24 protein-coding genes are annotated in these 24,197 nt (G+C 52.6%); 7 read left to right on the plus strand and 17 right to left on the minus strand.

Annotated elements, in window-relative coordinates; translation table 11 throughout:
- A partial coding sequence (locus tag KORM41_RS02670) for an ATP-binding protein (RefSeq protein WP_197420904.1) occupies positions 1–336 on the plus strand: 336 nt, incomplete at its 5' end.
- A 69-nt stretch (positions 337–405) separates the two neighbouring features.
- On the opposite strand, the gene KORM41_RS22455 is transcribed toward KORM41_RS02670, so the two are convergent.
- Together KORM41_RS22455 and KORM41_RS21675 are read right to left on the minus strand one after the other, a co-directional pair.
- Complete coding sequence (locus KORM41_RS22455) at positions 406–621, minus strand: Arm DNA-binding domain-containing protein (protein ID WP_068144124.1); 216 nt, start codon at positions 619–621, stop codon at positions 406–408.
- A 1-nt stretch (position 622) separates the two neighbouring features.
- Positions 623–841 carry a hypothetical protein gene (locus KORM41_RS21675; RefSeq protein ID WP_020400099.1) on the minus strand — a complete coding sequence of 73 codons (219 nt, stop codon included), beginning with the start codon at positions 839–841 and terminating at the stop codon, positions 623–625.
- Positions 842–984: 143 nt separating this feature from the next.
- Here KORM41_RS21675 and KORM41_RS02685 point away from each other — a divergent pair, with 143 nt between their 5' ends.
- The 3 genes from KORM41_RS02685 to KORM41_RS02695 all read left to right on the plus strand — a co-directional run bounded on the left by KORM41_RS02685 (position 985) and on the right by KORM41_RS02695 (position 2,848).
- Complete coding sequence (locus KORM41_RS02685; protein WP_197420943.1) at positions 985–1,188, plus strand: helix-turn-helix domain-containing protein; 204 nt, start codon at positions 985–987, stop codon at positions 1,186–1,188.
- 1,007 nt (positions 1,189–2,195) lie between these two features.
- Positions 2,196–2,441 (plus strand): type II toxin-antitoxin system Phd/YefM family antitoxin, encoded by a 246-nt coding sequence (locus tag KORM41_RS02690; RefSeq protein ID WP_068144126.1) that lies wholly within the window; start codon positions 2,196–2,198, stop codon positions 2,439–2,441.
- Positions 2,438–2,848: a type II toxin-antitoxin system VapC family toxin gene (locus tag KORM41_RS02695; protein WP_068144127.1), complete on the plus strand. Its 411-nt coding sequence runs from the start codon at positions 2,438–2,440 to the stop codon at positions 2,846–2,848. Before KORM41_RS02690 ends, KORM41_RS02695 begins: the two co-directional genes overlap by 4 nt.
- Before the next feature lie 166 nt (positions 2,849–3,014).
- Here the strand turns inward: KORM41_RS02695 and KORM41_RS02700 are convergent, their stop codons facing one another.
- The 7 genes from KORM41_RS02700 to KORM41_RS02730 all read right to left on the minus strand — a co-directional run bounded on the left by KORM41_RS02700 (position 3,015) and on the right by KORM41_RS02730 (position 10,160).
- Positions 3,015–3,260, minus strand: a complete 246-nt coding sequence (locus tag KORM41_RS02700) for a type II toxin-antitoxin system ParD family antitoxin (protein WP_068144130.1) — start codon at positions 3,258–3,260, stop codon at positions 3,015–3,017.
- Between the two features lie 85 nt (positions 3,261–3,345).
- The gene (gene acs, locus KORM41_RS02705) at positions 3,346–5,307 is read right to left on the minus strand and encodes an acetate--CoA ligase (RefSeq protein WP_068144131.1); all 1,962 of its coding nucleotides are present in this window, start codon (positions 5,305–5,307) and stop codon (positions 3,346–3,348) included.
- Between the two features lie 141 nt (positions 5,308–5,448).
- Complete coding sequence (locus KORM41_RS02710) at positions 5,449–5,979, minus strand: YybH family protein (protein WP_068144133.1); 531 nt, start codon at positions 5,977–5,979, stop codon at positions 5,449–5,451.
- Positions 5,980–6,086: 107 nt separating this feature from the next.
- Positions 6,087–7,595: an aldehyde dehydrogenase family protein gene (locus tag KORM41_RS02715; protein WP_068144135.1), complete on the minus strand. Its 1,509-nt coding sequence runs from the start codon at positions 7,593–7,595 to the stop codon at positions 6,087–6,089.
- A gap of 273 nt (positions 7,596–7,868) precedes the next feature.
- Positions 7,869–9,341, minus strand: coding sequence for an NAD(P)/FAD-dependent oxidoreductase (locus tag KORM41_RS02720; protein ID WP_068144136.1), 1,473 nt, complete (start codon positions 9,339–9,341; stop codon positions 7,869–7,871).
- A gap of 55 nt (positions 9,342–9,396) precedes the next feature.
- Positions 9,397–9,786, minus strand: coding sequence for a c-type cytochrome (locus KORM41_RS02725; RefSeq protein ID WP_068144138.1), 390 nt, complete (start codon positions 9,784–9,786; stop codon positions 9,397–9,399).
- Positions 9,787–9,797: 11 nt separating this feature from the next.
- Entirely contained in the window at positions 9,798–10,160 is a 363-nt protein-coding gene (locus KORM41_RS02730) for a cupin domain-containing protein (RefSeq protein ID WP_068144143.1), read from the minus strand.
- 457 nt (positions 10,161–10,617) lie between these two features.
- On the opposite strand from KORM41_RS02730, the gene KORM41_RS02735 reads away from it, so the two are divergent.
- On the plus strand, positions 10,618–11,286 hold the full coding sequence (locus KORM41_RS02735) for a TetR/AcrR family transcriptional regulator (RefSeq protein ID WP_197420939.1): 669 nt from the start codon (positions 10,618–10,620) through the stop codon (positions 11,284–11,286).
- A gap of 165 nt (positions 11,287–11,451) precedes the next feature.
- On the opposite strand, the gene KORM41_RS02740 is transcribed toward KORM41_RS02735, so the two are convergent.
- The 8 genes from KORM41_RS02740 to KORM41_RS02775 are packed head-to-tail and all read right to left on the minus strand — an operon-like array spanning position 11,452 to position 20,747.
- Entirely contained in the window at positions 11,452–12,765 is a 1,314-nt protein-coding gene (locus KORM41_RS02740; protein ID WP_068144152.1) for an FMN-binding glutamate synthase family protein, read from the minus strand.
- A gap of 13 nt (positions 12,766–12,778) precedes the next feature.
- Positions 12,779–13,462, minus strand: a complete 684-nt coding sequence (locus KORM41_RS02745) for a GltB/FmdC/FwdC-like GXGXG domain-containing protein (RefSeq protein ID WP_068144155.1) — start codon at positions 13,460–13,462, stop codon at positions 12,779–12,781.
- Entirely contained in the window at positions 13,459–14,397 is a 939-nt protein-coding gene (locus tag KORM41_RS02750; RefSeq protein ID WP_068144158.1) for a class II glutamine amidotransferase, read from the minus strand. The genes KORM41_RS02745 and KORM41_RS02750 overlap by 4 nt, the downstream gene beginning before the upstream one ends.
- Positions 14,398–14,427: 30 nt before the next feature.
- Positions 14,428–15,753, minus strand: coding sequence for a type III glutamate--ammonia ligase (gene glnT, locus KORM41_RS02755; protein ID WP_082719705.1), 1,326 nt, complete (start codon positions 15,751–15,753; stop codon positions 14,428–14,430).
- 48 nt (positions 15,754–15,801) lie between these two features.
- The gene (locus tag KORM41_RS02760; protein ID WP_068144161.1) at positions 15,802–16,296 is read right to left on the minus strand and encodes a hypothetical protein; all 495 of its coding nucleotides are present in this window, start codon (positions 16,294–16,296) and stop codon (positions 15,802–15,804) included.
- The gene (locus KORM41_RS22340) at positions 16,293–19,232 is read right to left on the minus strand and encodes a 2Fe-2S iron-sulfur cluster-binding protein (protein WP_068144163.1); all 2,940 of its coding nucleotides are present in this window, start codon (positions 19,230–19,232) and stop codon (positions 16,293–16,295) included. The genes KORM41_RS02760 and KORM41_RS22340 overlap by 4 nt, the downstream gene beginning before the upstream one ends.
- On the minus strand, positions 19,229–19,489 hold the full coding sequence (locus KORM41_RS02770; RefSeq protein WP_068144169.1) for a sarcosine oxidase subunit delta: 261 nt from the start codon (positions 19,487–19,489) through the stop codon (positions 19,229–19,231). The genes KORM41_RS22340 and KORM41_RS02770 overlap by 4 nt, the downstream gene beginning before the upstream one ends.
- A gap of 16 nt (positions 19,490–19,505) precedes the next feature.
- The gene (locus KORM41_RS02775; RefSeq protein WP_068144170.1) at positions 19,506–20,747 is read right to left on the minus strand and encodes an FAD-dependent oxidoreductase; all 1,242 of its coding nucleotides are present in this window, start codon (positions 20,745–20,747) and stop codon (positions 19,506–19,508) included.
- Between the two features lie 151 nt (positions 20,748–20,898).
- Between KORM41_RS02775 and KORM41_RS02780 the strand changes: the two genes are divergently transcribed.
- Together KORM41_RS02780 and KORM41_RS02785 are read left to right on the plus strand one after the other, a co-directional pair.
- The gene (locus KORM41_RS02780; protein WP_068144172.1) at positions 20,899–21,477 is read left to right on the plus strand and encodes a helix-turn-helix domain-containing protein; all 579 of its coding nucleotides are present in this window, start codon (positions 20,899–20,901) and stop codon (positions 21,475–21,477) included.
- A gap of 414 nt (positions 21,478–21,891) precedes the next feature.
- Complete coding sequence (locus KORM41_RS02785; RefSeq protein WP_068144175.1) at positions 21,892–24,153, plus strand: TonB-dependent receptor; 2,262 nt, start codon at positions 21,892–21,894, stop codon at positions 24,151–24,153.
- Positions 24,154–24,197 lie beyond the last annotated feature (44 nt).

Genomic DNA, 24,197 nt, shown 5'->3' on the forward strand with positions numbered 1-24,197 from the left:
GTGCATGAACTGATGGAGGCGAGGGATGAGAAGTCCCTGCTGCGCTACAAGAAGAAGCTGGCCAAATACAGATTGCTGATCGTTGACGAACTGGGCTTTGTGCCGCTCTCAAAGACCGGCGCCGAACTGTTGTTCGAGGTCTTCTCCGAGCGATATGAAAGTGGCTCCACCATCATCACCAGCAACCTTCCGTTCGACGAGTGGACAGAAACCTTCGGCTCGGAACGCCTCACCGGCGCGCTCCTCGACCGGCTGACCCACCATGTTCACATCCTCGAGATGAACGGCGAAAGCTACCGCCTCGCGCAGAGCCGCTCAAAACCCCACCCAAAATGATCGCCAAAATATGATAGCCGGGGGCATGCCCCCGGCTATCATATCAACCATATCCATACTGGCTCACTTTTACGCCGCCCTATGGCCTAATTTTGCTCCGCCCTTGACATACTTGAGATAGCTAAACGTTCCGAGTGTAATCTCGGCTTCCATGCGCTTCAAAAGTTGCTGAGCTGCTCTTTGGTTCGCCGGCGTATCTTGTGCGCCGGTGTATTCTTTGTATCGAATTCCCTGGTAGCGGAAGTCAATATATAGTCGTCCATTCCGAGATCCGATTGCGGCCATGTTAAACCGCCAGACTCGAGAAGCTGGTGGGTAGGCTGTGCTGCTCGCGCATATCTCTTTCAATAGTTTCCCAGAGATAGAGAATTTTGCGCCCGCCGAACGGCCGAATGTAATGAACCCCCTCCAGAAGGACGCTATCTTTAAGGCGTTCACGGATGGTGCGGACATCGTATTTGATTCTACTAGCCAACTCTTCGGTTGTTAAGTATGTTGGGCTCATCTTTTGTTACTCCCACGCGGCCAATGATGTGTGTACGCATCATTTATATCGCTGCAATGATGTATGTCAACAAAAAAAGATGTTCATACACATCATTTGATGAATGTAAGTTGGTGATGATTCGTTTTCGCTTGAGAGAGGTAATGGCTGACAAGGGCTTCAATGAAGGTCGTAAGGTCACATTTGATGAGGTGTCGCGGGAGACCGGCATTCATCGGACGACGTTGACCAAAGTCGCGAACCAGAAGGGCTATAACGCTTCGACGGAGATCATTGACAAGCTATGCAATTACTTTCGGGTGCCGGTTGAAAAGCTGGTTGAGCATATTCCTGACCGTACCGACTAACTTGTATAGAGATCCGGAAACGTAGGAACGCCAGCTCTACAAATTTCACTGGTCCCATCATGGTCCCTTTGGTGGTCCCACAAAGAATAAGGGCCTAGGAAATGCTTCCTAAGCCCTTGGAATTATTGGTGGCGGTTGCAGTCACCCTCGAACCGGTCTCTTCCCTGTTCCTGGCTCAAATACCCTGATAATGGCTAATTTACAGGGTAATGAACCGGTTTTGGGCCCTTTGGGTACTCCACTTTCCCTTATAAACCCCGCCATATCAGTGAGTTAAGAGTCAAATTCCCGTTGGTAAGAACAGGGAACGCCCCTTCCCTGTTCCTTCTCAGAACAGGAAATTTTCGGGCCATAACAGCGAATTATGCCAAGTGGAACAGCTGTACGGAATTTTGTCCGATTTTTCACTGAATCCGTACCTCTTTTCGCTTCTTGGAGAGACTAACCCACTGTAATCGCCATATTATTTTTCGCATTTCCTATGCTTTCGATTATAGAAACCGCCCAACCTTCAAGCGGGATGGCCGTATTTTTAGTGGGATGAAAATGCCGTTTAACGGGATGAATGTGGGATGAAAAACGGGTTTAGCGGGATGAGAATGCCGTTTGGTGGGACGGATGTGGGATAGATCTGCGTTGAAGCGGGATGAACATCGTCATTAGTGGGACGACCATGGGACAGATCGCCCTTTTGGTGGGATGAGCTTTCGCTTTCCGGAACGACCGTTAAGCCCTGGCGGCCAGGATGGGTCCGCTCAAAGGCTGATGGCAAGTGATGGCCACCGTTGTCTTTGCCGCGCCTCTACCTGCATGCTCTGATGCAGGACAACAGGGAATTTGGCTTCCCTGACACAGGAACGAACAAGGACCCTAAATAAAGGGTACAGAAACCGTCGGACGAAAAGTACCTTCGGCGACCGCGCCCCGGTTCAGATGACATAAACTTCCTTGATCAACGCCCCGATCCCCAATATCATATGACCAGTCTGACTAGTATGGAGCAAGACATGAAACAGTGGCCTCTTCAGGACGCCAAGGCAAAGTTCAGTGAAGTTGTAAAGCTCACCAAGGAAGGCCCCCAGGAAATCACCTTAAGGGGTAAATCTGCAGCCGTCCTTATGTCACGAGCGGATTACGAGAAAATGGTCGGGCGAAAACCGGACCTGGCAAGCTTTCTCAGGAAATCGCCTTTGGCAGGTCTCGATATCGACATCGAACGGGATCAATCGCCCACGCGCGATGTTGATCTGTGAGCTACCTCATTGACACTTGCGCCATATCGGAACTGGTACGGCCAAGACCGAACCCCAAAGTCCGGGCATGGTTCAGGACGGCTCCTCAGGAAGGGCTTTACCTGAGCGTCCTGACCCTTGGCGAAATCCGCAAAGGCGTTGCAGGACTTACCGAAGGCAACCGATACGCCAGGATCGTGGACTGGCTGGAGCATGATCTGCCGACCTGGTTTGGAAGCCATATTCTCTCCGTTGACACCAAAGTAGCCGACGAGTGGGGACGTCTTATGGCCAAGGCGGGACGTTCCCTTCCTGCCATTGACAGCCTGATTGCCGCAACGGCCATCCATCACCGTCTCACCCTTGTGACGCGAAACACCAAGGACTTCGCGTTTGCCGAACTCGATATTATCAATCCTTGGGAATAACTTCCCACTTGCAGAGAGGATATGGCCCAGGGCCAATCCTTCAAAGGCTCTGAAGCATTCGGAGATGTAGTCGTCGGCCTGGCCTGACGATCATGTTTCGAAGGTATAAAGCCAGATCCCCTCGAGATCGGTACGGGCGCGCAGATAAAGCCGGTATCCATCCGGCCTAGTCGGCATATTTGTCCCGCATCTCGTTCAGGAATGCACCGGCATCAAACGATTGGGGCGTGCCCGATGCTTCCCCTTCGGCAAGAGCAGCCTGCAGCGCTTCGACCCGGGCCTCATGTTCTTCAAGAAGCCTGAGACCGGCCCGCACGACATCGCTGGCGGAACCATAACGGCCCGTTCTAACCTTGGACTCGATAAACCCGGCAAAATGATCACCGAGAGAGACGGATGTGTTTCTGGGCATGGATAGCCTCCAAAACGTCAACAAAGCCTCTTATAGCAAATATTGGTACTTAAGATCAGGCCCTATAAATGGATTACAGAACCTTTCAGACAGATGTCGCCACGCGGTAGGTCCTTATCAAATCATCCACCACGGACGGATCCGCTAAGGTGGATGTATCCCCGAGACTATCGGTGTCATTCTCTGCAATCTTTCTCAGGATACGGCGCATGATCTTGCCGGAGCGGGTTTTTGGCAAGCCAGGGGCAAAGAGAATAACATCAGGTGACGCAATTGGCCCGATTTCCTTGCGCACCCATTTGACCAAATCGGATCGCAATTGATCGGTGGGTTCCACCCCGGCCTTGCAGGTGACATAGGCGAATATGCCCTGTCCTTTGATATCGTGCGGATAGCCTACCACGGCGGCCTCGCTGACATCTTCATGAGCCACGAGAGCGGACTCCACCTCGGCCGTCCCCATACGGTGGCCTGATACGTTGATGACATCATCAACACGGCCCGTAATCCAGTAATAACCGTCTTCATCGCGGCGGCAGCCGTCCCCTGTGAAATAAAGGCCTTTATAAGAGCTGAAATAGGTTTGAATGAACCGCTCATGGTCACCATAGACGGTCCGCATTTGGCCTGGCCAGCTGTCCATAAGGACCAGATTCCCCTCTGTCGCACCATCAAGAATATTACCGTCTGCATCAACCAGCGCGGGCTTTACTCCAAAAAAGGGCCGGGTCGCCGACCCAGGTTTCAGTGGCGTTGCGCCCGGCAAAGGCGATATGAGGACGCCGCCCGTCTCGGTCTGCCACCAAGTATCAACAATCGGGCAACGCCCTTCCCCAACGACAGTGTAATACCAGTTCCATGCCTCGGGATTAATGGGTTCACCAACAGACCCCAACAACCTGAGGGAAGATCGATCCGTCGCTTTCACAAAATCCTCGCCTTCGCGCATAAGGGCGCGAATGGCGGTGGGGGCAGTGTAGAAGATATTGACTTTGAAATTATCTATGACATTCCAGAACCGCGAGGCATCCGGATAGTTTGGCACCCCCTCAAAAACCAAGCTGGTGGCCCCATTGGACAGAGGTCCATATACGATATAACTATGCCCGGTAATCCAGCCGACATCGGCTGAACACCAGTAGACCTCACCCGGCTTGTAATCGAAGATATATTTGAAGGTCATGGTTACCCAGACCAGATACCCGCCCGTAGTGTGTAACACGCCTTTGGGTTTGCCGGTCGATCCGCTGGTATAAAGGATAAAAAGCGGGTCTTCCGCCTTCATCGGCTCCGGGTCACAATGATCACTGACATCTTGTGACACATCGTGGTACCAGACATCCCTGCCCTTGGTCATGGCGATATCCGCGCCGGTTCGCCTAACCACCAGAACGGTATCCACTGACCGACCGGTAGATGCGGCCAACTCCACGATAGCGGCATCTACATTGGCCTTCAAAGGCACTTTGCGACCGCCCCTTAATCCCTCATCAGCGGTAATAATGAAACTTGACTGGCAATCGTCCAGCCGACTGGCAACAGCATCCGGAGAAAAGCCGCCAAAGACGATCGAATGCACCGCCCCGATCCGGGCGCAAGCCAACATCGCATAAGTAGTTTCAAGGATCATCGGCATGTACATGGTGACCCGATCGCCTTTTTTCACACCCAGCGACTTGAGGACATTGGCAAAGCGATTCACCTCCCGGGCCAATTCGCCATATGTCACCTTCGCGCTTTCAGCCGGATTATCGCCTTCCCAGATCAAGGCGATTTCATTGGCGCGGGATGGCAAATGGCGGTCTATGCAATTGTAGGAGACATTCAGTTCGCCGTCTTCGAACCATTTGATCGATACTTCTCCGCTGAACGAAGTGTTCTTGATAATCTGGGGGTCGCGGAACCAGTCAACACAGTTTTTTTGCTCACTCCAGAAAGCGATGGGGTCGTTGATGGATTGTTTGTATAGGTCCCTGTACTGCCCCTCTGTACAAAAGGTGTTTGCGGCAACAGATTCGGGCACCTTATAAACGGCGATCTCAGACATTGTAATTTCTCCCCACGTATTCCATCCCGATTCGAGCCAGAGTCAAGGCGGCTGGGCAGCGCTGTCAAATTCGGGAGGTCCCTCGCTTGCCGCGCTTAAGTACGACCCTTGTCCAGGATCTAGAAACCGGGAAAGGAAACTCTATTTTGCGATTGAAGGCACATCCATCAGCGTGTAGCTAAAATGATCTGCGGTAATCTTCCATTTTCCATCCCTGTGCACCCAGACATAGAGGGACTTAGCCGGAATGGTATCAGCGTTCGAATCGGCCGGGTGAAAGGTGAACTGGGCAAACTGGTAGACAACTGTTTCGCTGGCTACCCGGGTGAATACAGATTCTGCTGTGATGCCAGGATAGGACGCAATCAAATCGACCATCAACGGAACTAATTCATCATACCCGGACCAGGTTGTCGGACTGTCTGACGCTGTAATGACAGCGTCTGGAGTCAAGTATTCATGTACAAAAGTTTCGGCATCATGGTCTTTTGACCAGACCGTATGGAAGGCGGTATCAAACCGGCCTTCTATGGTTTTAATGATCGCAACTTCATCAATTTCAGCTTCAACCGAAGCTGCGTGATCATCACTGTTGTTGTCAGCTTGCGAACAGCCTGAGACGATGAGAAAAGCTGAAAAAACAACAAATTTTCTCAAGAACTTATTGATCAATGAACGGCTTCCCTATCTATCAGGTACGTGTATGCAAACCGGGACGGTTTATACTCTTATGACCGACGGGCAGTTTTGCCCGTCAGTCAAAACCTCATTGAATCCGATCAGAAAAAGCCGAGCCGGTTCTTGTCGTAGCTGATCAGGACATTCTTGGTGCGGCGATAGGCATCCAGAACACACTTGTGTGTCTCGCGACCGATACCGGATTTCTTGAACCCGCCGAAGGAAGCATGAGCCGGATACAGATGGTAACAATTCACCCAAACTCTGCCTGCTTCAATCTGCCGGGACACATTGTGCACCTGATGCATATCCCGGGACCAGACACCAGAGCCAAGGCCGTATTCGGTGTCATTGGCGATAGCAATGGCTTCTGCCTCATCCTTAAAGGTCACAACGCCGACCACCGGGCCAAAAATCTCTTCCTGGAAAACCCGCATAGAGTTGCTGCCTTTCAAAATGGTTGGCTCAATATAATAGCCACCTTCAAGGCCATCGACCTCTCGTGCAGCGCCCCCGGTCAGCACCTCGGCACCCTCATCACGGCCAATGTTGATGTATGACAGGATCTTGTCATACTGCTCGTTGGATGCTTGGGCTCCAATCATCGTCTCTGGATCCAGCGGATTACCCACCTTAATGGCTTTAACGCGCTCGATGGCGCGCGCCATGAATTTTTCATAGATACTTTCCTGGATCAGCGCACGAGACGGACAGGTACAGACTTCACCCTGATTAAGGGCAAACATAACGAAGCCTTCAATCGCTTTGTCGAAAAGCTCGTCATCTTCGGAGGCTATACTTTCAAAATAGATGTTCGGCGACTTCCCACCCAATTCCAGCGTGACCGGAATCAGATTTGGAGCCGCCGCTTCATAAATAGCTTTACCAACCGACGTGGAGCCAGTGAATGCTACCTTGGCAACACGGGTAGAACTGGCGAGCGGCGCGCCAGCTTCCTCACCAAAACCATTGACGATATTGACAACGCCGGGGGGTAACAAGTCGCCAATCACCTCCATTAACACCAGGATTGATGTCGGGGTCTGTTCGGCTGGCTTCATAACCACACAGTTACCTGCCGCAAGTGCTGGCGCCAGTTTCCATGTCGCCATCAGGATCGGAAAATTCCACGGAATAATCTGACCAACTACACCAAGCGGTTCTTTGATCTCCATGGAGACAGTATCACCACCGAGATCCGCAATATCATCGGATTCGCCACGGATGATGCCCGCAAAATAACGGAAATGATCAATCGCCAGCGGCAGATCAGCGGCCTTACATTCCCGGACTGCTTTGCCGTTATCCCAGGTTTCAACCATAGCCAGAGAATCGAGATTCTGTTCAATGCGGTCAGCAATCTTCAGAAGGATGGTGCTGCGCTCTGTTACCGAGGTTTTGGCCCAGCCATCCTTTGCAGCATGCGCGGCGTCAAGAGCAAGATCGATATCTCGAGCGTCGGAGCGTGCAACTTTGGTAAAGGCCTTGCCGTCCACCGGCGACGTATTGGGAAAATACTGTCCGCCAACCGGCGCAACAAATTTGCCACCAATATAATTGTCATATTTTTCTTTAAACTTGGGTACATCAAAAGGCATCTTGCCCTCCATTCGATAAAATCAATGATCCTCGATCGTCTTGAAATCTCTAAACATCCGCCATGAGCACAGATTTCAGGCGTACTGTCTTCTCCAATCCGCCCATGCCTCCCCCGACTATCGGCTCCGGCGCTAGCCTATGCGCTGGCGTGGTCCACTCCCGCGAGAAACCCTAATGCGCCGGCGTCACGATAACAGCGTCGGTGAAATAGCCACGGATTGCATCATCAGAGCAATCCGTTTTCACTATACTTGGCCTCTAGTCATCCAGCAGCCCGGCGCCGTTCAGCCCTTGAGCTGATCACGCACTTTATCAGCGGCAACCAGTCCCTGTTCGATGGCGCCGTCAATAAAGCCACGCCAACTATTGGCCCAATCACCACTTGCAAAGTGTATACGGCCATGGGACGACTGCATGTCTTCCAATATACCATAGGCCTGACCCGGGCGAGGCGAGAACCAGACACCTTGCGAATAGGGGTCATCATTCCAGCCATAGCCAAATGCCTGAATTACTTTCGCATCCGGCAAAAAAGTCTCAATGGCTTTCTGAACGGCTTCGGTATCGTTCATATCAAGGGTATCAGTGCCTGGGCCAAAACAGATCAGATGAGTATGGCCATTCTTGGCGCTGTCCCACAGCACATAGTTGATTGGCACGTCGCCACCAGGAGCCCAACCACCAAAGGCCTCGTATTCACCTTCAAGCTGGACATGCAATTTGGTGCCAGATCCGGCATGAGTATCCTCGGAAGCTTTCAGCTTGCCGGCCGGAAGCGCAGGTGAGAATTCAACATCCCGCAAAACGTTTTGAGGCATCGCGCAGACGACAGCGTCGGCAGTGAATTTCTTATCCGTATCGGTCAGAACCTCAACACCGTTTTTCGTCTGAGTCACTTTGCGAACCGGGGTCGACAAGTGGATATCAGCATTAGCGTCGCCGATGATCTTCTCCAGAAGCGCTTTCGTGCCACCCTTGATTTTGAACCGAAGTCCCAGATCATTAATACAAGTGCCGCTGTATCCTGCGTGGGCATACCAGCGCAGAATGTAGGCATAGGACACTTGATCCATTGCATTGGCGCCACAGGTCGAATGGTAGCAATCTATATAAATCTTCTCGATTTCGGATAGATCTGCCGTGTCCAGTTTTTCCTGCATAGTTATATTGTCGGTTTCAATCCACTTCAGGTCCTGGAAAGGCATGGAAGGAAACGGCATCATCTCATAGGCGTCAGGATAATATTTCCGCCAGACTTTGTCGTGATCCTCTGCAGTTGGCCAGATGTCCGACCATTTTGCCTCGTGCCGCTTACCATCATAGTCAATGTAGATCACATTCTCAGCTACAGCGCCGACAGTCTCATCCAATTCCATCCCGTAGCGTCGGATCTCGGACCACACATGGGGCTGCGACCAGTGTACCCAAGTCCCCCCCATATCGACCATTTCACCAGCAAACTTGGATGTAAATGTCCGGCCTCCAAGACGGTTCCTGGCTTCCAGAAGGGTAACCTTGTAGCCGCTCCGGCTTAGCTCCCTCGACGCGGTGCAACCGGCAAACCCGCCACCAATAACAATCACATGACCTTTACTCTTGCCCTTGTATTCCCCTGCCTCTGCAGTACTGGCCGCCAGCGCCCCCGCTGAGGCAACCAGAACAGAGGCTCCAGCACCCGCTGCCAGAAATCCGCGCCGTGATGGCGCTGTCGGTCCGGCGTATGGCCGCCTTACTTCTTTTTTCTCATTGTCGCTCATATCCATTCTCCCAACATCAAAATTCGCCATGCCAAAAGCACGACAGGATGCAGCCTTACTCGCTGATATTCTTGAGGTAACAAATCACGTCAGCGCGCTCCTGCTCCTTACGAAGCCCACCAAATCCCATGCTGGTACCACGGGCATATGCCTGTGGCTTGAGCAGAAACTTATCCAGTTCCTCTTCTGTCCACTCGCCTTCAACTTTGCTGAGGGCGCGCGAGAACCGGAAGCCTTCATAGCTTGCAATGGTGCGGCCATAGACGCCCTTCAGGCTTGGGCCCACCTTATTCTCGTCGGTATCAAGGGCATGACAGGCTACACATTTTTTCGCGGCCTGCTCCCCCGCTACCACGTCACAGCTTTCGCCCGCATATGCGCCACCGGCCATAGCCAGACCAAGCCATACCCCTGCACCTGCATTTATAATCTTTGCCAGTTTCATCACCCTCTCCCTCAGCGGATGTTCCATATAACGTATTTGCGCAAAGGCCCGTTTTGCCGCCAAATGCAGGTGGTGCCTTTTTCTATGAAAACACTGTCCCCTGCCCCATAGAAGGCCTTGCTGCCATCCTCATTTTCGATTTCCACATTACCCGATATGATGGTCAGAAATTCGTCCACTGGATAATCGGGAAGTTTGGTCTCAATAGAGCAACGGTTTTCCCAAACCAAAACCATGAATTTCTCATCAGGCGCCGTGTAGAGCATTTTCAGATGCTCATCGATTGCACCCGAAATAAGCCAATCTGGTTTCAAGGCCTGGCTAGGCGTAAAATCAGCTTCTGTCAGTTTGCTCGGGTCAATGGCTATAAGCACATTCTGTCTCCTCTCTTATGAAGGACTGAGCTGAAGAAGCGAGGAAACCGCCAAGGGTACAAGAATAATCTGCTGATCGGATTATTCGACTGAACTTTCGGAACCCACCGCCAGTCAACATCAAGCCCGCCTCTCCCTCGTCTATTTTTAGAGTCAAATTCGCTTCAAAAACGTCTTTGCGGATCGATTCTTTCTTTTATCCGTCATGTGACGGTATACGCTAGTTACATCACCAACTCTTGTCAACAGAATATCCTGTCTGCTAGATAAGCATTCGTGGCTGGGCGAAATTTCAGTGCCCTTGTCCACGGATAAAGAAGCATGAATGTGCGGCCTTCACCGCACAGATTGCTCGGGAAAAAGCTATAAAACGGCACGTGTGACACATACCATATAGAACGCTAAATAAGATTTTTCCGCCGGGCGGCTATCAGGAAACTCCGAAGGAAGGGATATTTTGTCTGATCAGGAAACAGTTATTGATGAGTGGCAAGAATCCGAGTCTCCATTCCATTCGTCTCAAAAAGAGGTCAGACACACTTGGACCAAGCGGGAGAGAGAACTTCTCGATTCCGCCCGCCAGGTCTTTATTGATGAGGGGTACGGCTCCTTTTCGATGCGCAGGGTCGCCAAGAGAGCTGGTGTTCACCTGAAAACGCTTCAGCACTATTTCAACAGCAAGAGCGAGCTGATAACCGCGGCGATGAATTTCACGCTTGATGAGCACTATCTGGCAATGTACGAGGAAATTGATGGTGGCATCACTAACCTGAGCCCCGAAAAGGCGTTGTCCTGGGTATTGAAGTTTCTGATCGACGATTGTACCACCATGGAAACAGGGCTTTTCTTCGTTGAAATATGGGCACTGGCAGCGCGCGACCCTGATGCCTGTATGGCGCTGGACAGCTTTTACGTCCGCCATCGCCACCAGATTGCGAACCTGATCTCCCACGCCAATCCAGCCTTGTCAGAGTCTACTGTCCAGCTCCGCGCCGCGGTCGTCGCTGAACATATCGAAGGCCTGGTGATGTTCATTGGTCACAACAAACCCAAACACCCGGAGATGGCTGGGATAAAGGACGAGATCCATGACCAGCTCATGCGCTATGCTCTGTCGCCCGAATAGATCGAAAATCTGAGCCAAGCCCCCTACCATATTCCCGCTGGATGAAAGCACAAAAAAAAGACACCGCCGAAGCGGTGTCAGTGAATATGCCATTTCCGTGGATGCTCCAGTCACTGTCCCGGTGGACAGATGACCAGATAAAATGGCAAACCTTCAGTCTTCTCCTTACTGTCCCGGTATCCAGCTTGTACCGGCCAATGGCACCCGCGCCATAGCGGCGCTTTCAATAGTCAGCGCAACCATGTCTTCCGGCTCCAGATTATGAACGTGAGACTTACCGCAGGCCCTAGCCAGTATCTGCGTCTCCATGGTCAAAACACGCAGATAATTGGCCAGCCTGTGTCCGGCAGCTTTCGGATCCAGGCGTTTCATCAATTCAGGGTCCTGTGTTGAAATGCCGGCAGGATCCTTGCCGTCCTGATAGTCATCATAAAAACCGGCGCTGGAGCCGATTTTTTCGTACTCAGCCTGCCACTGCGGATGGTTACAGCCAAGCGCGATCAACGCCGCAGTGCCGATAGAAACCGCATCCGCGCCGAGCGCCAGACATTTGGCCACATCAGCGCCAGACCGAATACCACCAGAAACAATCAGCTGCACTTTTCTGTGCATGTCGATCTCCTGCAAGGCTTCAACCGCCTGCGGCAGTGCCGCCAGTGTCGGTATGCCGACATGTTCAATAAACACGTCTTGGGTCGCTGCCGTGCCTCCCTGCATGCCATCCAGCACCACCACATCTGCACCAGATTTTACTGCGAGCATGGTATCGTAGTAGGTGCGGGTCGCACCGACCTTGATATAGATCGGCACCTTCCAGTCGGTGATTTCCCTGAGTTCCAGAATCTTGAGGGTCAGGTCGTCAGAACCCGTCCAGTCAGGATGTCGGCAAGCGCTGCGCTGGTCGATACCTTTAGGCAGATTGCGCATTTGCGCCACGCGATCGGTAATCTTTTGGCCCAACAGCATGCCGCCGCCGCCGGGTTTTGCACCTTGTCCAAGGACGATTTCAATGGCGTCTGCTTTCCTCAGGTCATCCGGATTCATACCGTACCGGGATGGCAAGTATTGATAGACCAGCTTTTTGGAATGGCCCCGCTCCTCAGGCGTCATACCGCCATCGCCCGTCGTGGTGCTGGTGCCGACTTCGGTGGCGCCACGGCCAAGCGCTTCCTTGGCGTTGGCTGAAAGTGACCCAAAACTCATGCCCGCAATCGTAATCGGGATATCAAGCTCGATCGGGTTTTTCGCGTAACGTGTGCCGAGTATTACATTGGTGTCGCAGCGCTCACGGTAGCCTTCCAATGGATACCGCGACGCACTGGCGCCAAGAAACAGAAGATCATCAAAATGCGGCACAGGGCGCTTGGCGCCAAATCCCCGAATATCATAGATACCGGTCTCTGCCGCATGTTGAATATCATGGATGACATCGCGGTTAAAAAGGGCGGATTCCCGCAATCCAGGCCTCTGAGTGGTCATGTTGCCCTCTCCTTTAATAAGCCGACATGTTGTCGACTTTAAAATTGTACAATTGGCGTGCCGAGCCATAACGTTTGAAAGCCTTCGGGTCTTCATCCATACCGGCAGCATCGAGCAGAGCCTTCAGCTCTTCCAGGTGTTCGGGGCGCATTTCTTTTTCAATACAATCTGCGCCAAGAGACTTCACCTTTCCCTTCACGTAGAGCCGGGCTTCATACAGGGAGTCGCCAAGCGCATCCCCGGCATCCCCACAGACCACCATGCGTCCCGATTGCCCCATGAAAGCGGCCAAATGCCCAACCGAGCCTTTAACGACAATGTCGATGCCCTTCATTGAAATACCGCAGCGCGCCGCGGCGTCGCCTTCGATCACCAGCAGGCCGCCGTGGGCGGTCGCTCCCGCAGACTGGCTGGCGTTGCCGCGCACGCGCACGGTACCGGACATCATATTTTCAGCAACACCTGTGCCGACGTTTCCATTCACCTCGATATTGGCAAGCTTGTTCATGCCTGCGCAATAATAGCCGGTATGGCCATCGATTTTCACAGACACCGGGGAGTCAACACCGCAGGCAATATTGTGCATACCACCGGGGTTGGAAATGGTGATTTCCGTGTCATTTGCGCCGTCGGTCAGGTCATGTAGCGCTTGATTGACTTCTCTTATCGAGACTTTTTGCAGGTCATATTCGCTCATGCCAGTTCCAGTTCCTGTCTAGATATTCCTTCATGGGCCGTATGGCCCCAGGCATAAACCTCGCCCGGTTCCGGCTCCCACAGCCGGGCATTCTTGATGCCGGGGAGACTTGCCAACGCCCGGTATTCCGAGGCCATCGCCACATAATCATCCGTTTCAGCCAGAATCGCAGGCTTGCAGGCAATCCGATCGCGAACAACTGCAAAGCCGTCCCGTGTGCCCACTGTCAGGGTGTAAAAGCCGTCCAGGTCATCCAGCGCGGCAATCAGCGCTTCTTCCAGGCTTTTGCCCTGTTGCATGCGCCACATCACATAGCCTGCGGCAACCTCTGAATCGTTCATGGTTTCAAAGACAATGCCCTGCTTTTTCAGATAGGCGCGCAGTCGGTTGTGATTGGACAACGACCCATTATGCACGAGACACAGGTCATATCCCGTGGAGAAGGGGTGGGATCCGTCGGTCGTGACTGCGCTTTCTGTAGCCATGCGGGTATGCCCAATGGCGTGAGTGCCTTTCATGCCGGGGATGTTGAACTTTTCAGAAATAGCTTCCGGCGACCCTATATCTTTCAGGATCTCTATACTGAGGCCAATACTGCGAACCGCGACATCCGGAAACTCCGATGACAATAGCGACCGGGCAGCTGTACCGTCGCCTTTGACCTTGGCAACTATGGCACCGGCATTCTGAAACCAGTCGACCGGCGCGCCAACGCCCTTCTCAAGGGCGGCCACGACCGCCGGCCAGTCAAAATTAATATCCTCATGCTGCAGGGTCAGTTTAACATGGCTGTCATCGACCTCGTCGCCATAAATGGCGATGCCCGTACTGTCCCGGCCACGATCCGCCATCTCAATCAGCATTGGCGCAAAGAGAGCACCGAGCTTGCCCTGAAGCGCACTGTTCTTGAGGTATAAACCCACAATTCCACACATTGCTTTGTCCTTTATTTGAATAGATTATGATCAGAAGAATTCTAGGTAGCGATCAACTTCCCAATCAGAGACGTGACGCATATAGTCCTGCCATTCTTGGCGCTTGACCTTGATGAATTCCTCGATGATCCCCTCTCCCATACGTTCGGCCAGAACCTTGTCTGCTTCCAGTTCATCGAGGGCCCGATCCAGACTTTGCGGCAGAATATCCAGGCCCATTTCCTTGAAATCGCAAGCAAACAGGTTGACGTGGTAGGGATCTCCCGGATCGATTTCCTTGTCGACGCCGTCAAGGCCCGCTGCGATTAGCCCCGCGGTCAGCAGGTAGGGATTGCAGCCCCCATCCGCCATGCGAAACTCAAGGCGGCCATAGGGACAACGCACGAGCGTTGAACGGTTGTTACCGCCATAGGCGATAATCGCCGGGGCCCAGGTCGCGCCCGAGAGAGTGGTGCCGACAATAAGCCGCTTATAGGAATTCACCGTTGGAGCCGCCAAAGCACACAGAGCCTTGGCATGCTTCATGATGCCACCAAGGAAATGATAGCCGGTTCTGGACAACCCCAATCCGCGCGCGTCAGAATCATCATGGAAAATGTTATTTGATTCTGCGCTGGACATCGAAATATGCAAATGCATGCCGGAACCGGTGCGCTTTGAGTCATACTTCGGCATGAACGTACAAATCAGCCCCATTTGATGGGCGATTTCGCTGGCTGCCATACGGACAAAGACGTGACGGTCCGCAGATGTCAGGCAGTCAGAATAGGTGTAGTTGATTTCGAACTGTCCATTGGCATCTTCATGGTCAACTTGGTAAACATCGAAGCCAACTTGCTGCAAGGAACCAACGAATTTTTCAATGAAGGCACTGGATCGAGCCAACCCCTTGTAATCGTAACAGGGTTTTTGCAGGGTATCCGTCTCGTCAGCCTGTTTCAGTGTGCCGTCCGGGTCCCGCTTGAGAAGATTCATTTCAGGCTCGATACCCGTATTCATGGTCCAGCCACGCTTCTTTAGCACTTCGATCTGCCGCATAAGTGTGTAACGGCTGTCATAATGGTAGGGTTCATCGTTGACATGGCCGACACAGACAACACGGGCAAAACCCGGCATCCAGGGCATGAGGCAAAGGGTGCTGAGAGCGGCCCTTGCCATGTAATCGGGTGAGTGGGGCTCCTGATTCATGCCCCAGATGGCAGCGCCAGCGAAACCAGCGCCGTCGGTGACGATATCTTCAAGGTGCGACGTCGGAACAACCTTGGTTTTCGCCGTTCCATGGATGTCCACGAACTGCGCCATTACAAACTTGACGTCATTTTCTTTCAAAAATTTCTGAGCTTCCTTGAGTTCCACCACTTTTTTCCCTTCTCTGTTTCTGTTTCCCGCCCTATTTCGATTTCATTACTTGCCGGCCGCACATGACTGCATCGAAGTCTCCAACGCCCGCGTGAAATAGCGGCTGTAGGTTGGGTCGCACCCAATCAGATAGCCATCACCCAGAGCGCCTGACGCCTTTTTCAGCCAGCAACTGATTTTCAAAAGGCGTGACATCAAAAATTCTTCCGGCGGCCTGTTTCTCAAATCCAGCGAGGATGTCCGCTTTAGCCATTCTTCGACACCATCGCCGGACAGCAGAAACAAGGCGTCAGATCGAGCATAAACGGTCAGATTGTCCCGCCGTTCCGGCTGCAACAACGGCTGACCGGAATGTGTCAGCAGAAAATATTCTTTCTTGCCGAGGCAGGCGATAAATCCGCCGTCCACCAGGTCATGTACCGTCAACACCGCGGTCGGTGCATCCGGCAGGACTGCTTCCACCGCTTCACGCGCTGCCGTGCCCCGAATATGAAACAGGATAAAGCCGTCGAGCGACGCAATTGTCGGTATCCCGGTCATGCAGCCTCTCCCGGCACTGCGACACCATCAAGGGTATCAACGCCCAGCCTCTGACGGGAGTCGTCAGGGTCATAAAAAGGCAGATCGGCACGACTGACCTTGACCATCCGCCCGTCACTGATCCTGACATGAAAGCTGCCATCGGCCCGCACCGTGCCGTCATCCACGTAAGCAAGACCAATCACCTTGCCGATAGTGCGGCTCTGGGCAACACTGGTGATACGGCCGCGGATGTCACCATCAGCGATCACCAGATGGCACTCGGCCATCTTTAACGCGGCTTCATCGATGTCCGCGGTGAAACCAACAAGGCTGCGCGCTCTCTTCGGCTTAAGACATTCGAGCGTACGCTTGCCAACAAAATAATTCTTCTCGGCGTGGACCGCCCATGACATCCCCGCCTCAAACGGATTTGTGAGACCATCCGTATCCTGACCAACAATGATGTGTCCCTTTTCGAGCCTCAGCAGCCGCTGTGCCTCAACACCAAAGGGCCGGATGGAGACACTTTCTCCCGTGTCCATAATGGCGGCAACCGCTTTTTCAAGCGCCGCAGGCGCCATGTGTATTTCATAGCTCAGCTCTCCAACAAAGGCGGCCCGCATTAGCAGCGCCGGTTCGCCGAACACCAGACCCTGACGCACCGCGAGGAAGGGAAAAGCCTCCTCTGAAAGGTCAATGTCGGTCAGCGGGCCCAGTACTTGCCGTGATAGCGGGCCGGCGATATTGATCGCGCCCAATTGCCCTGTCAGGTTCAGGATATCCACATCCAGACCCCACTCCAGTATCCGCTTCTGCATTTCCGCAAAAGAGCTGTCGGAGGTGCCGGACGTCGTTGTAACATAGAACCTGTTTTCAGAGAGCCGCGCCGCAAGCCCATCATCGATGACGATGCCCGTTTTATCCACCATCAAGGCATAACGCGTCATGCCCTCATTAATATTGGACATGCGCATGGTGTAAAGTCTATCCATCAATTCCGCAGCATCGACACCGAAAATCTCGATTTTCCCAAGAGTTGAAATGTCGATCAGCCCGGCGCCACTTCGGACTGCTGCGACCTCGGCAGATATTGCGGTTCCGCGGTCAGCTTCGAGGCCATAAAACTCGGGTCGTAACCAGTGCCCGGCTTCCATGAACTGTGCGCCGTGGCTAGCATGGAAATCATGCAGCACAGTGCGGCGCATGGGCCGCAGCCGCTGGCCGGCCAAAGCCTTGACCGGTACCGGATGGAACATGGGCCGCGCTGTTGTAGATCCGGTCTCATCGATACTGCGATTCCGTTTCCGGGCCAGAATGCGGATCCCATTCATGTTTGAATGCTTGCCCTGACTTGGTCCCATACCGATGGTCGAAAAACGCTTCATCAATTCAATATTGTCAAAGCCCTCTTCTGCGGCGCGGGTCAGATCTTTCAGGGTCAGATCCTCGTCCATATCGACAAAGTTCCAGCCTTTGGCATGCTCAAATACAGGGTATTCGTGTGAATGCGCTGTCTGGCTGCGGCCTGGCCGCTTCGGCTGACCGACAGTTTGTCCAAGCGCATCCGCCGCTGCGAGCTTGCCACAGGCCTTTCCATCGACCTGTTTGTCCGACAGATCATAAACACCGTTTACCCGGCCAACTGCATATAGGCCCTTTGGCTGGTCGCCCGGTACCAACTGATGCAGGACGGGGTCATAGCTGAATTTCACCCCCGCCTGGTAGAGGAGAGCAGCTGCAGGCGCAAAGCCAACACTAGTCAATACACCATCAGCACTAATAAGGGTGCGCTTGCTGCGGTCAAGGTTGCCACCCTCATCCAGAGGGCAAATTTCTATAGCGGCAACACCGGACTTTCCCGTAACAGTTTCATATATTGCGGAGTGATCAAAAACCGGGATACCCTTGTTCTTGATTTCTGCCGCCGCGCCCCCACGATCGGCACTTGCCGCCAGATCAACAACGGCTGCGAGTTCAAGACCAACAGAGAGCATATCAAGCGCCGCATGATATCCCTCCTCGTTGGCGGTAAGAATTACGGCACGCTGGCAAGGCTGCACAGCATAACGCGCGATCAACCGTTGCGCGCCCGACGCCAGCATCACACCAGGGACATCATTATTACCAAAGACAGCGGGCTGCTCGAATGCACCTGTGGCAACTACAACCGCCTTTGCCTGAACCTTGGTAATACCTTCCCTGGTAACAAGCGGCACCAGATGATGGCCATAATAGCCACAGGCCTCGGCACCGGTCAGGATTGTGATGCCGGGCTCAGCCTCAACAGCCGCGATCAGCTTTTTCAGCGCCCTGTGCCTGCTAGCGTCAGAGAAACTCTGATAGTGCAGACTGCCGCCCAGTTGAGGGTTTTCGTCAGCGAGAACAACCCGAGCGCCGGCCTCGGCAGCTGACAGCGCTGCAGACATACCGCTCGCGCCGCCCCCGACAACCAGTACATCCGTATGATGAGAGGTGGCGAAAGGACGTTCAGAACGCCAACTGGTATCCACACGACCCAGCCCAGCAATGGCACGAATCCGCCTTTCCCAAAAAGGGAACATACCTTTAGGGCGGTAAAATGCCTTGTAGTAAAACCCTACCGGTAAAAATCTTTTGAATTTTTGCAACAGGCTTGCCCGGTCTCGCTTCAGCGATCCGAAGACATTTACCGGCATCAGTGCCATGCCGCTTTCTACGCGCTCCACATCTGCCCTGATATTGGTGCGTTCAGCAGTCTGGACGAGCACGTTTACATCATGGTTCGCGGCACTCATCACGGACCGTGGGCGGTGGTATTTGAAACTGCGTCCAAGGACTACTTCACCATTGGCCATCAGCGCGGCACTGATGCTATCGCCCTCAAAGCCGCTGACCGACCGCCCTTCAAAAGTAAAGTCCAGACGTTTTTCACGGTTAATCCATTCACCGGCAATGGGAGGTAAGCGTCGGGTCATGCCTTTGCCTCCACCTTGGGCTGGTCAATGATGAACTCATCGGTGATGGTATTGCGACGCAGACGGTACCAGATGCCGGTCGGTACATGGCGCCACCATTCCAGTTTGACGCCTGGAGCACCATCCGCATTGAATAGATAGCCAGCCCATTCGCGATCAGAGAGCGTGTCTCCTTCAGGTTCGTCGACCACTTCTCCGCCGTAGCTGAATTCTGACAACGGACGGGTACCGATGCGATCAAGCTTGATCTGTTTCATGATGCCGCCTCCTCCCCTAATGCCCAACTGACGCTGCGCCCTTTTCGCCGACCAGTGACAGGTTGGCGAAACGCTCCAGAGCGTAGGGCTCAATCAATGGATGAGCGCGGCCATTGGCGATCGTGTAAGCCAGCGTCTTGCCGCTGATCGGGGTCGCCTTGAAGCCATAGGTACCCCAGCCACCGTTGATGAAGAAGCCATCAACAGGAGTCAGCCCCATAATGGGCGCAAAATCCGGCGTCATATCCGCCATACCCGCCCACTGGCGAACCAGCTTCACGTCCCCAACAAAGGGAAACAGGTCCAAAAGCATGTCCGCCATGCCCTCGGTAAAATCAAACGTGGACCTGGTGGAATGCAACGGCGCGGGATCCAGGGAAGCTCCCATTACCAGTTCACCTCGGGAAGATTGGCTGATATAGACATGTAAGCTGCCAGACACGATAATACGATCCAGAAACGGCTTGAGCGGTTCGGTGACGCACGCCTGAAGGGAGTAGATCTCCAGCGGGGTTTCAATATCCAGCATTTTTGTAATTCGAGGTGTTGAACCGGCTACACAAGAGACCACTTGATTGGTAGCAATAGATCCACGATTGGTCTCGACGCCGGTCACCGCGCCGCCAGAGGTTTTTATCCCTGTTACCCGGGTCTTTTGATGAATTTCCGCGCCGCGTTGCGCCGCCGCCCTACCATAGCCCCAAGCCACAGCATCATGGCGCGCCAGGGCCCCAGGCGCATGATAGAGCGCCCCCAAGATCGGATGCTCGCCGCCACAGTCAAGGTCGAGGAACGGAACATCTTTTGCGATCTGGTCACGGTTCCACACCTCGCTATCAATACCGAAATGCTTGTTGACTTCGGCCCGCCAGCGCATGGTTCGCAAAGCGCTGTCAGAATGCGCCAGCGTAAAGTGGCCGCGGGTTGAATAAAACAGGTTGATATCTAGGTCGTCAGACAGGTCCTGATAAAGCTTGACGCTCTCATCATAAAACCTGACACCCTCTGGCGTCAGGTAGTTCGACCGAATAATCGTAGTGTTGCGGCCGGTGTTGCCACCACCGATATAGCCCTGCTCAAGAACGGCAATATCCTTGATGCCATGATCACGGATCAGATAGTAGGCGGTTGCCAGTCCGTGACCGCCGGCACCAATAACAACCACATCATATGAGTCCCTCAACGGCTTTTCATCCGGGAAAAACCGTATAGCCTCCTGCCAGGGGAAAAGAACCTGCTTGAGAAGAGCTAAAGACATATGAAGTGGTCTCCTTGCGATCAACTGCACCTCCCGAGGATATTCAGACTACTCCCCTCCGCAATAAGAATTTTAATTTCATGAAAATTTTATTCATGATATGAATATTCTATCCTGTTGGTAAAAATTATTTGGGCGACTGGGAAGAATAATGGTCGGAAAACTTAGTGGACATGTTGGATTCGAAATCAGGCGGCGAAGACTCGCCCAAGGAATCAAATTACGTGAGGTTGCCCATCTCGTAGGTATCAGCCAGGGCATGCTTAGCAAGATTGAAAACAACCAGACCAATGTAAGCCTTGATGTCCTTGAGAGCATCTGCAAGGCACTGGGAATGGCCATATCTGAAGTATTTGGGGACTACGACAGACCGCGGTCCACTGCCCAATATGTGAAAGCTGATCAGGGCCCCGAAGTCATCGGCCGAGGGACGAGCCAAGGCCATTCCTATCAACTACTGTTTTATGAGAAGGGCTATGAAAAAGTTTTTGAGCCTTTCCTTATCACTTTGAATGATGCCAGCGAGGTCATTCCTGCTTTTTCCCACCCGGGAATTGAATTCCTTTACATCATTCAGGGCAAGCTCACCTACCGGGTCGGGGAAGACACATATGACCTCGAGCCTTTTGATAGCCTTACCTTTGATTCACTGGTGCCCCACGGCCCGATACACCTTGAGGAGGTACCTGTAAAGCTATTGTCAATATTCTGCACCAGTAGCCAGAATTAGCCAATAATTTGAGCTTTCCAGGCGTTTTTTTCATTTAATAGCAGACAGTTGCATACCTTCTCTGAAAACCCGTACCGGGTTATCCGTTCAATGCTTCTCAAGCTTCCGGGCCCTTCCCGACAAATGGGAAATTGGCCCAGTTATTATTACCCTATTGACAAAAATAATCGCCTTAAATAACGTCCGTCATGTGACGGTGTATAAAACCTGAGCAATCCACGGTGAAGTTAGCGTTGTTCGACGAGTTAGTATCAATGACGTTATCAAGTTCCCTAAGAGGGGTGATCTATTAGCCGTATTTACGATGGCAGTCCGTAACCTTCCTCTAGTGAACCAGCATTGTGGCGAATGCAGCGAAAATTTCGTGAAAGTTAATCAATCGTAAAAACTAAGTTACATCGCAAGGAGAGGAAAATGACAAATACCCCTTTACTGACTTTAACCGCTCTAAGCGCGGGCATTCTGGTGGCACAGGGGGCATTTGCGCAGCAATCCCGGCTGTTGGAGGAAATCACAGTTACAGCTCAGAAGCGGGAACAGAACGTTAACGACGTTGGCATTTCCATTACCGCCCGCACCGGCGATCAGTTGCACGCGGCTGGTGTCCGCGAATCCAAGGATATTCTTCGTGTCGCGCCGGGCGTATTGCTGGATTCCGTCTCCAGCGGCAGTCTCGCAAGTAACCTGACCATACGAGGCATCGCCCAGTCGGATTTTTCGCCAACTCAGGAGTCACCAAATTCTATATATATTGACGACGTATATCTGGCGTCTTCCAGTGCGGCGGCGTTTCCGATTTATGATCTCGAGCGGGTGGAAATTCTAAGAGGCCCTCAAGGCACCCTATTCGGTCGTGCATCAAGCGGCGGCCTGGCCCATTTCATCAGCAAAGGCCCGACTGAAGAATTTGAAGGTTATGCTTTTGCCGAGTATGGCCGTTTTAACAGCATCAACCTTGAAGGCGCAATCAGCGGTCCGATCTCAGACAAGGTGCGCGGGCGCATCACCGGCCGGTTTGAAGATGCCGACGGCTGGTGGAAAAACAAATTACCCGAAGGGAAAGACACCATGGAAAATAAATTCTATGGCGTCCGCGGCCAGCTTGAAGCCGACCTTTCTGAAAACCTTGTTGCCAACCTGATCATCACTTATGATAAAAAGCCGGAACATGAGTCAGGGAATTACAAGGGCATTGTAGCATATCTAGACCCTGTAACCGGAGCTCCGGCACCCTTGCCTGCGGATGTCGATGCCTATGGCACCGGACCTGGAAATGACTTTAATGGTTATCGGGATCCTTTCCCCAACGCCCAGACAGGTGAGTTCAACAATATCGGCCTTTTCCGAAACGAGAAAATGACCGGTACGTTGAAGCTGGAATGGAGTGGCGATGACTTAACCGTCACCTCGATTTCAAACTACACTGACTTTGAATTTGATTATGTGGAAGACTGTGATGGCGGTCCAGTCAACTATTGTGCTTATGGCCTTGGACAGGAGCTTGAGCAATATAGCCAGGAACTGCGCGCCACTGGCACCAGCGCAGATGAAAAGCTGGTCTGGACGGCGGGTCTCTATTACCTGAATATCAGCCAAGATTCCTATATTTCGTTTGAGTATCCGAGCCTGTCTGGAAGTGACTTTGCCTTCAGCGACATCAACATTATCGATCAGGGCGCAAAGTCCTACGCTGCATTTGGGCAGTTGGAATATCAGATTTCAGAGAAAGTGAGAGCCAGCTTTGGTTTGAGGTACACAAAAGACGAACGTGACATCGACTCCAAGCTGTACTATCTGGAACTCGGCAATGGATATTTCGGCGGCACCGGCACCACAGTGTATGATCTGCCCTTGCTGGACTATGACTTCAGCCCGGAAACCGTCGGCGCTCTCTCTTCTCTGGATAAAGATCTCTGGACTGGCAAACTACAGCTTGATTACACACCGGACGACAATACACTCATTTTCATAAGTGCGTCCCGCGGTCAAAAAGGTCCAGGGTTTAACACCAACTCAAACGGTGCCTTGGGTCTCAATGAAACACCATATGGTTCTGAAACGGTGTGGGCTTACGAAGCGGGTACAAAGATGGCCCTTGCTGAACGTATGGTGCAGCTAAATGTCAGCGGCTACTACTACGATTATAATAACTTCCAGGGTTATACCTTTGCCGCATTCCAGAACATCGTGGCGAATTACGATGGTGAGTTCTACGGCGGTGAACTGGAAATCAATGCCAGCCCGGACGACAGTATTTATCTAAGCCTCGGTATTTCATATCTTCACTCAACATTGAAAGGCATCCCGACCTATTCAGGAGTTCAGGATCAGGATGGTGTGCTGGCGCCAAAATGGACAATTAATGGCCTCGCCAGCAAGAGCTTTGATGTGGGCCCGGGATCTCTGACACTCCAGTGGAGTTTTGATTACATTGATGATCGCTATGCATCGCTTGATAATAATTTTGCTACATTTGTGCCCGGATCCTTCGTGCATAATGCGCGGGTGAGCTATTTCCTACCGGACCAAGACCTCGAAATTTCTGCCTTTGTTGACAACATCAGCGATGTGGATCGTCGGAACTTTGCCTTTGACCTCATAGCCTCGGGGGGTAACGCTGTATATAGCTACGCCAAGCCACGATGGTGGGGCGTTTCACTTCGCAAGAACTTCTAAACCGCAAGGCCGTTCAGCAACTGAGGGGCAGGGGAATATACCTC

It is taken from the genome of Kordiimonas lipolytica (genome assembly GCF_001550065.1).